Here is an 8,090-nt window from a genome sequence, read left to right as displayed (position 1 = left end):
CTCCTACATCCTGCGCACCGAGACCGACCAGACCAGCGCCACCGTCACCGATCTGAAATACCGGATCAACGTCAACGACTTTGCCCATGAAGCGGCCAAGTCGCTCGAAATGAACGAAGTCGGCATCTGCAACATCTCGACGCGGACGCCGATCGCCTTTGATCCCTTCGCCGAAAACCGCACAACCGGCGCCTTCATCCTGATCGACCGCATCTCCAACGCCACGGTCGGCGCCGGCATGATCCTGCACTCGCTGCGCCGCGCCGAAAACATCCATTGGCAGTCGCTCGATGTCGGCAAGCGCGTGCGCGCCGACATGAAGAACCAGCGGCCCGCCGTGTTCTGGTTCACCGGGCTGTCGGGATCCGGCAAGTCGACCATCGCCAACCTGTTCGAAAAGAAGCTGTTCGCCACCGGCCGTCATACTTATATCCTCGACGGCGACAACGTCCGTCACGGTCTCAATCGCGATCTTGGCTTTACCGATGCCGATCGCGTCGAGAACATCCGCCGCGTCGCCGAGGTGGCGCGTTTGATGGCCGATGCCGGGTTGATCGTCATTGTTTCGTTCATTTCGCCGTTCAGCGCCGAACGGCGCATGGCACGTGAATTGATGGCCGACGGAGAATTCGTCGAGGTGTTCGTCGATACGCCCTTCGAGGAATGCGCCAGGCGTGATCCGAAGGGCCTCTATGCGCGCGCGCTGAATGGCGAGATCAAGAATTTCACCGGCGTCGATTCCCCTTATGAAGCGCCGGAAACCCCGGAGATCCATCTGCAGACACTCGGCAAATCGGCCGAAGAGATGGTCGACGCCCTGGAACACTGGCTGAACGAGCGCGACATTGCCGAAGACCAATACGATAGCGGCGGCGGCATCTGACGACAGGCTGATGCTCGAAATCTTCGAGCGCCTGGCCTTGTCGGCCGGGCGCGAGGTGATGCGCGTGTTCCACGCCGGCTGTGCGGTTGACCGCAAGTCCGACGCCTCGCCGGTGACCGAGGCGGACCGCGAGAGCGAAAAGATCATTCTCGCCGGACTGCGTGCCGCATTTCCCGATATCCCCTGCGTGGCCGAGGAAGAAGCTTCCGCCGGCATCGTGCCGCCCGACCTAAATGGGGCTTTCTTCCTGATCGATCCGCTCGACGGCACCAAGGAATTCGTCAACCGCCGCACCGATTTCACCGTCAACATAGCGCTGGTTCGCGATGGCGTGCCGGAGGTCGGCGTCGTCTTTGCGCCCTGCACGGGCCGCTTCTTTTCCGGCCTGCCGGGAAGGGCGGAATCTCTCGAAATCGATGGCGGCTACCAGATCGTCGGCCGCCGGCCGATCTCGGTGAGAACGGCCGTGGCGCCGCTGGCCGTCGTCGCCAGCCGTTCCCACAACACGCCGGAAACCGAGGCCTATATTCGCGACCTTGGTGCCGCCGAAATCGTCTCGGTCGGTTCGTCCTTGAAATTCTGCCTTCTCGCCAGTGCCGAGGCTGATGTCTATCCGCGCTTCGGCCGCACCATGGAATGGGACACGGCGGCAGGCGACGCCATCCTGCGCGCCGCCGGTGGCATGACGCGCACGCTCGATGGCCAGCCTCTGGTCTATGGGAAGCGCCGGCAAAGCGACGACGAGGATTTCGCCAATCCGCATTTCATTGCCAGCGGCGGGGCAGGGGTCAGCCCCGCCTGAGAAGGCCCGGTAGCTTACTCGGCCGCTGCCTGCGCCGAATTCGAGCCTATATAGTTGCGGATCGTCTCGATGATGCGGTCCTGGTCGGCTTCGCTGAGATAAGGGTGCATCGGCAGGCACAGGATCCGCTTCGGCAGGTCTTCCGAAACGGCAAGGCCGGTCGGCGTGCGCGGATAATCGCGATAAGCGACCTGGGCATGCAGCGGCTTCACATAGTAGATGACAGACGGAATGCCCTTTTCGCCGAGATGCGCCCTCAGCCCGTCGCGCTTCGGCGTCTCGATGGCGTATTGCGCCCAGGCCGAACGGCTGCCGTCCAGATTGCGGGCGGCGGTAACGACGTCGCCAAGCCCATCGGCATAGCGCTTTGCCACGACCTGCCGGGCGACCATCTCGTCTTCGAGAATGGCCAGCTTCTCGATGAGGATCGCCGCCTGTATCGTGTCGAGCCGCGAATTGATTCCGACGCGGACATTGTCGTACTGCGTCTCGCCCTTGCCATGAAAGGCGAACGAGCGAAGCTGTTCGGCCAGCGCATCGTCATTGGTGAACATCGCGCCGCCGTCGCCGTAGCAGCCAAGCGGTTTTGCCGGATAGAAGCTGGTCGAGCCGACCGCACCGAAGGAGCCGCACATCTTGCCGTCGAGCGAACCGCCCATCGACTGGGCGGCATCCTCGATCACCATCAGGCCTTCGCGGTTGGCGATCGCCATGATCGCCTCGTAATCGGCGGCAAGGCCAAACAGATCGACGGGAATGATTGCCTTCGGCTTCAGCCTTCCTTCCTTCTTGATCATGGCAATGGCCGCTTCGAGGCTGGCAATGTCGATGTTGTAGCTGTGCGGGTCGACATCGACGAACACCGGCTCGGCCTTGGCCAGCGCCACCACTTCGGCGGTGGCGGCGAACGTGAAGCTCGGCACGAACACCGCGTCACCCGGGCCCACGCCGGCTGCAAACAGCGGCAACAGCAGCGCGTCGGTGCCGTTGGCGCAGGCCACGACATGCTTGGTACCGATATAGGCGGCAAGCTTGTTCTCGAATTCGGTGACTTGCGGGCCAAGAATATAGCGGCCCTCGTCAACGACACGGTCGATCGCGGCCTTCAGCCGGTCGCGGATTCGTTCGCGCTGCGCGCCAAGATCGATGAACTGCATGTCGGCCTCAAAATGGGTTAGCCAGATAATCGGCCGCTGGTACCAGAGTTGCGCTTGCCGAGAAAGCCGGGCAGGCGGAGCCCTAAATTGCGGAAGTGTCGCAGCCCGTTACCAGTTTTCCCGGCGAATGTCAGTCAGATGCCGGAAATCCGGGCTTCGTCGGGCGCCATCCCGCCCTTATAGCCTTGGAAAGAGCCCCTGCGAAACATAAAGTGATCGATTGGGCTCAACTTATGTTGAGCGTTGCTCAGGCGATTTCATGTCGCCAGGGTGGGTTGGCGCCGGCCCGCGACACGGTCACTGCCGCCGCCTTCGCGCCGAGCGCCAGCGCCTTATGGATGGCGTCTTCCGACAGTCCGGAAATCGCCGCCTTCGTCAGCAGGCCTTGCCCGTGCAGCGAGGCGAGGATGCCGGCGTTGAACGTGTCGCCGGCGCCGACCGTGTCGACCACCTCGACCCTTTCGGGCATCACCGTGACGGCGTGCTTCTTGCTGTAGCCGATCGCGCCTTCGCCGCCATGGGTGACGACGATCAGCTTCGGACCGCGGTCCAGCCAGTTGCGGATGACATCCTCATGCGAGCCGGCTTCGCCGAACCAGTTCAGGTCTTCGTCCGACAGTTTCACGATGTCGGCCATCGCCATCATGGTGCGAATGCGCTTGAGGTGCTTGGCCTTGTCCGGGATGAAGTTCGGCCGGATGTTGGGATCGAGCATCATGACGCGGCTTTCATGCTCGCGCCGCATGAACTCTTCATAGGCGCTGCCGGCGGGCTCGGAGATCAGGCTGATGGCGCCGAACAGCATGGCTTCGATCTCGTTGCCGAGCTGCGGCAAATCGTCGATCGTCAGCATGCGTCCGGCGGTGTTCTCGTCATAGAAAGTGTACGTCGCCTGGCCGTTGGTGAGCTTGACGAAGGCCAGCGTGGTTGGCCGTGGCGAGGTGTGTGCATAGGTGGAACTGACCTTGCTCGCCCCAAGCGCATCCCGGAATTGGCCGCCGAACAGATCCGACGACAGGCCGGAAAAGAAGCCGGCCGGCGCGCCGAGCCGGCCAAGTGCGATTGCCGTGTTGAATACGGCGCCGCCGACATAAGGCGCAAAGGCCGGCTCGCCCGCTGTCGTCGTGCGCGGCAGCATGTCGATCAGGGCTTCGCCGCAGCAGAGGATCATGGCTTCTTGGTCTCCGGCGGATAGATCACGCCCTTGCGTATAATGATGTTGGCGTAGAGCCGCGGCTCGCTTGTCGCGACGATGGCATGCGCCGATTTGACCCGTGCATAGAAGTCGGCGCCGGCCAGCGCAACCACCTTGCGGCCTGGCGCCCGTTTGGCGCAGATCGCTTCGATCTCATGATGGACAGGATCGGCAAGCGAGGGATCGCCTCGGACCGAGGCGCGAAACAGCGCCTCCGGCACGGCGTCATCGACAGGCAGGACACTCAATATCGCGTCGAGTACCGGGATAAGAGGGTGGCCATCGGCGCGTACCAGTCGGGTTGCCTGCTGTTCCGCCGGATAGTTTCCGTCGACAAGGGCGATTTCGTCGCCATGGCCCATGCCGCGCAGGATCGCCAGAAGCTCCGGACCGAGCAGCGCCGGGATTCCGATCAGCATCAGGCGCTCCTGGAAATCGTCGTCGAGCCGATCAGGAAGCGTTCGGAAAGTGGCAGGCTGGCGCCGCCGAGCGCCCGGGCATGGATACCGACGGTTCCCTCGCGAATGGCGGGCAGCTTCAAGCCTTCGCCGTCGATCGTGGCGATTGCCGCAATGATGGCGTCGACCAGCTGGCGGCGCACCGCCTTCGGCATCCAGCCGTCGATCACCGCCGCTTCGAAATCGATGATCGAGGATGCGGCGACGATGGCGTAAGCGAGCGCCCTTGAGGCGCTGGCGATCCAGCCGTCGAGTTCGGGTCCGATCTCGCCCCAGTCTTCCGGCGAGGTCCACAGATGCGAGGCCTCGATGCCGCGCGCATTGAGCGCCTTTTCGAGCATGGCGATGGAAGCGACATCGATCAGTTGGGTCGGCTTGCCGTCCGGCCCGGGCACGGGCATGGAGCCGAGCGCTCCGGCATTGCCGGTCGGGCCGCCAAAAAGCCGGCCGTTCAGCACGATGCCGCCACCGGCAAAGGCGCCGATATAGAAATAGACGAAGTCACGCGCAGCGCCCGCCTGCCCGAAGACGAGTTCGGCGCCGCAGGCCGACGTGGCGTCGTTCTGCAAATAGACCGGAAAATCGCATTGCGCCTGGATGTCGGCCCTGATGTCGCGGTGACGCCATTCGTCCATCACGTCGCGCGGGGCGCCGGCGGTATCGGCCCAGTTCCACAATTCGAACGGCATGGCGATGCCCAGCCCGGCGATGCGCTTGTCTTGCGCGGGCGTGAGCTCGCCGCGCATCTGCCGCATGCCGTTGCTGACGAAGTCCACCGTCTCGCGCGGCGCCGGGTAGCGATAGGAATGCTGCAGCATCGAACGAACATTGCCAAGGAAATCGATCAACACCAGTTCAGCGCTGCGGCGGCCGATCTTCAGGCCGATGAAGAAAGCGCCTTCGGGATTGAGCGCCATCGGGATGGAAGGCTGGCCGATCTTGCCGCGCAACGGCGCCTGACGCAGCAGGAGGCTTTCTTCCTCCAGCTCGCGCATGATGACCGAAACCGTCTGCGCCGAAAGTCCGGTCATGCGGGCGATGTCGGATTTTGCCAGGCTGCCGTGTTGACGCACCAGCGACAGCACCAACCGCTCATTGTGGTCGCGCATGCCGCTCTGGTTGGTGCCGCGGTGAATGAGACTGTCATTCACCTCGGGCGAACCATGCCTCGCAATGGCCGTTTCCACCCTGTTCCTCCCGTCGTTTCCCCTCAATGCTTTTGGGCCAGAATGGGTGAACGAAGCAATGCTGTCAATAATAAATAAGAGTGATTTAATTATTGACAGGGGCTTCGGCCTGGTGTCTGTTAAGGCAGCGTCCACGCTGGGAGAATTTCGTTGGATGCGCTGCAGGTGCCGGTTGGCCGGCATCGGAATGGTTCCACTGGGAGGAAAATCGTGACCAATACAAAATTGTTGAAATCGACCGTGTTTGCCGCCGCGGCTCTGGGGCTGATGGCGTTTGCCTCGTCCGCATCCGCCGCCGGTGTCGGCGCCTGCCTGATCACCAAGACCGACACCAATCCCTTCTTCGTCAAGATGAAGGAAGGCGCGACCGCGAAGGCCAAGGAGCTCGGCGTCGACCTCAAGACCTATGCCGGCAAGATCGACGGCGACAGCGAGAGCCAGGTCGCGGCGATCGAAAGCTGCATCGCCGACGGCGCCAAGGGTATCCTGATCACCGCATCCGACACCAAGGGCATCGTGCCGACCGTGAAGAAGGCGCGTGATGCCGGCCTGCTGGTGATCGCGCTCGACACGCCGCTCGATCCGATCGACGCCGCCGATGCGACCTTCGCGACGGACAATCTCGAGGCAGGCAAGCTGATCGGGGCCTGGGCCGCCGCCACGCTCGGCGACAAGGCCAAGGACGCCAAGATCGGTTTCCTTGACCTGACGCCTTCGCAGCCGACTGTCGACGTGCTGCGCGACCAAGGCTTCATGATGGGCTACGGCATCGACGTGAAGGATCCGAACAAGATCGGCGACGAGACCGATCCGCGCATCGTCGGCCATGACGTCACCAACGGCAACGAAGAGGGCGGCCGCAAGGCGATGGAGAACCTCCTACAGAAGGACAACACCATCAACGTCATCCACACCATCAACGAGCCGGCCGCTGTCGGCGCCTACCAGGCGCTCAAGGCTGTCGGCCTCGAAAGCCAGGTGCTGATCGTTTCCGTCGACGGCGGCTGCCCCGGCGTGAAGTCGGTGGCCGAAGGTGTCATCGGCGCCACTTCGCAGCAATACCCGCTGCAGATGGCTGCACTCGGCATCGAGGCGATCGCCGCCTTTGCCAAGGACGGAACCAAGCCGAAGCCGACCGAAGGCAAGAACTTCTTCGACACCGGCGTCAACCTGGTGACCGACAAGCCGGCCACCGGCGTCAAGTCCATCGACACCAAGGAAGGCCTCGCCAAGTGCTGGGGCTGATGCCGTTCTGACCGGCATCCAAGGAACCTGAGCGGTCGGGGCTTGATCCCCGGCCGCTTCGGGTGGACGATGGCTCGCGTGACCGCGAACAATCCCGGCAGCAGACCGGAAAGGCGTGGACTGGCGTCGGCGTTTGGCTGAAGCCTCCGGGGAGAAAACATGGCTCAAGCTCAGGAATTCGAGAAGGTTCTCTCGAGCAGCGACACCAGCGTTGCTGCTTTTGACGAGCACAAATCGGCCGTCAAGCGTATCCAGCATTTCTTGCATTCGACGCCGGCCGCGGTGCCGCTGATCGTCCTGGTTCTGGCGATCATCGTCTTCGGCATCACCATCGGTGGGCGTTTCTTTTCGTCCTACACGCTGACGCTTATCCTGCAGCAGATCGCCATCATCGGCATTCTGGGGGCTGCGCAGACATTGGTCATCCTGACCGCGGGCATCGACCTGTCGATCGGTGTGATCATGGTGATTTCAGCGGTGATCATGGGCAATTGCGCGGTCTCCTACGGCATGCCGAGCGCGCTCGCAGTGGCGATCGGGCTTGCCGCCGGCGCCGCCTGCGGGCTGCTCAACGGGGTGCTTGTCGCCTACATGAAGCTACCACCCTTCATCGTGACGCTTGGCACCTGGAACATCGTCATGGCCACGAACTTCATCTATTCGGCCAACGAGACGATCCGCGACACCGACGTCGACACCCAGGCGCCGCTGCTGCATCTCTTTGCCATCAGCTTCAAGGTCGGCACTGCGGTGCTGACGCTCGGCGTCATTGCCACGGTCCTGCTCGTGATGATCCTCTGGTACGTGCTCAATCACACGGCGTGGGGCCGCCATGTCTACGCCGTTGGCGATGACCAGGAGGCGGCGAAGCTGTCGGGCATCCAGACCAAGAAGGTGTTGATGACGGTCTACACCTTGGCCGGCCTGATCGCCGCTTTCGCGGCCTGGGTCTCCATTGGCCGCAACGGCTCGATCTCGCCGTCGGCTGCCGTCACCGACTACAATCTGCAGGCCATCACCGCGACGGTGATCGGCGGTATTTCCCTCTTCGGCGGACGCGGCTCCATCCTGGGCACGCTGTTCGGCGCGATGATCGTCGGCGTCGTTTCCATGGGCCTCAACATGCTGGGCGCCGATCCGCAATGGAAGGTGCTGCTCACCGG

The 8,090-nt window shown here is 63.0% G+C and carries 8 protein-coding genes; 4 read left to right on the top strand and 4 right to left on the bottom strand.

The features are described 5' to 3' along the window. On the top strand, window positions 1–883 hold an 883-nt coding region (cysC, locus tag EN914_RS16335; protein ID WP_127389155.1), incomplete at its 5' end, for an adenylyl-sulfate kinase. Window positions 884–893: 10 nt separating this feature from the next. After that, window positions 894–1,685: a 3'(2'),5'-bisphosphate nucleotidase CysQ gene (gene cysQ, locus EN914_RS16330; RefSeq protein WP_024503689.1), complete on the top strand. Its 792-nt coding sequence runs from the start codon at window positions 894–896 to the stop codon at window positions 1,683–1,685. A gap of 14 nt (window positions 1,686–1,699) precedes the next feature. On the opposite strand, the gene EN914_RS16325 is transcribed toward cysQ, so the two are convergent. From EN914_RS16325 to EN914_RS16310, 4 genes are all read right to left on the bottom strand, one after another. Further along, complete coding sequence (locus EN914_RS16325) at window positions 1,700–2,842, bottom strand: DegT/DnrJ/EryC1/StrS aminotransferase family protein (protein WP_024503690.1); 1,143 nt, start codon at window positions 2,840–2,842, stop codon at window positions 1,700–1,702. 247 nt (window positions 2,843–3,089) lie between these two features. Further along, window positions 3,090–4,013, bottom strand: coding sequence for a carbohydrate kinase (locus EN914_RS16320; RefSeq protein WP_024503691.1), 924 nt, complete (start codon window positions 4,011–4,013; stop codon window positions 3,090–3,092). Then, complete coding sequence (locus EN914_RS16315) at window positions 4,010–4,456, bottom strand: RbsD/FucU family protein (protein WP_013532706.1); 447 nt, start codon at window positions 4,454–4,456, stop codon at window positions 4,010–4,012. Before EN914_RS16315 ends, EN914_RS16320 begins: the two co-directional genes overlap by 4 nt. Continuing rightward, complete coding sequence (locus EN914_RS16310; RefSeq protein WP_024503692.1) at window positions 4,456–5,682, bottom strand: ROK family protein; 1,227 nt, start codon at window positions 5,680–5,682, stop codon at window positions 4,456–4,458. Before EN914_RS16310 ends, EN914_RS16315 begins: the two co-directional genes overlap by 1 nt. A gap of 267 nt (window positions 5,683–5,949) precedes the next feature. Here EN914_RS16310 and EN914_RS16305 point away from each other — a divergent pair, with 267 nt between their 5' ends. Both EN914_RS16305 and EN914_RS16300 read left to right on the top strand, forming a co-directional pair. After that, complete coding sequence (locus EN914_RS16305; RefSeq protein ID WP_395316708.1) at window positions 5,950–6,927, top strand: sugar ABC transporter substrate-binding protein; 978 nt, start codon at window positions 5,950–5,952, stop codon at window positions 6,925–6,927. A gap of 159 nt (window positions 6,928–7,086) precedes the next feature. Beyond that, the coding region (locus EN914_RS16300) for an ABC transporter permease (protein WP_164778757.1) at window positions 7,087–8,090 on the top strand (1,004 nt) is incomplete at its 3' end.

This window comes from Mesorhizobium sp. M7A.F.Ca.CA.001.08.2.1, from assembly GCF_003998455.1.
Lineage (GTDB): Bacteria > Pseudomonadota > Alphaproteobacteria > Rhizobiales > Rhizobiaceae > Mesorhizobium > Mesorhizobium ciceri.
This window is presented reverse-complemented; position numbering and strand designations above follow the sequence as displayed.

Excerpts from the sequence above, each read along its gene's own strand:
- cysQ (WP_024503689.1), top strand. The coding sequence starts at position 894 with ATGCTCGAAATCTTCGAGCGCCTGGCCTTGTCGGCCGGGCGCGAGGTG.
- EN914_RS16325 (WP_024503690.1), bottom strand. The coding sequence starts at position 2,842 with ATGCAGTTCATCGATCTTGGCGCGCAGCGCGAACGAATCCGCGACCGG.
- EN914_RS16320 (WP_024503691.1), bottom strand. The coding sequence starts at position 4,013 with ATGATCCTCTGCTGCGGCGAAGCCCTGATCGACATGCTGCCGCGCACG.
- EN914_RS16315 (WP_013532706.1), bottom strand. The coding sequence starts at position 4,456 with ATGCTGATCGGAATCCCGGCGCTGCTCGGTCCGGAGCTTCTGGCGATC.
- EN914_RS16305 (WP_395316708.1), top strand. The coding sequence starts at position 5,950 with ATGGCGTTTGCCTCGTCCGCATCCGCCGCCGGTGTCGGCGCCTGCCTG.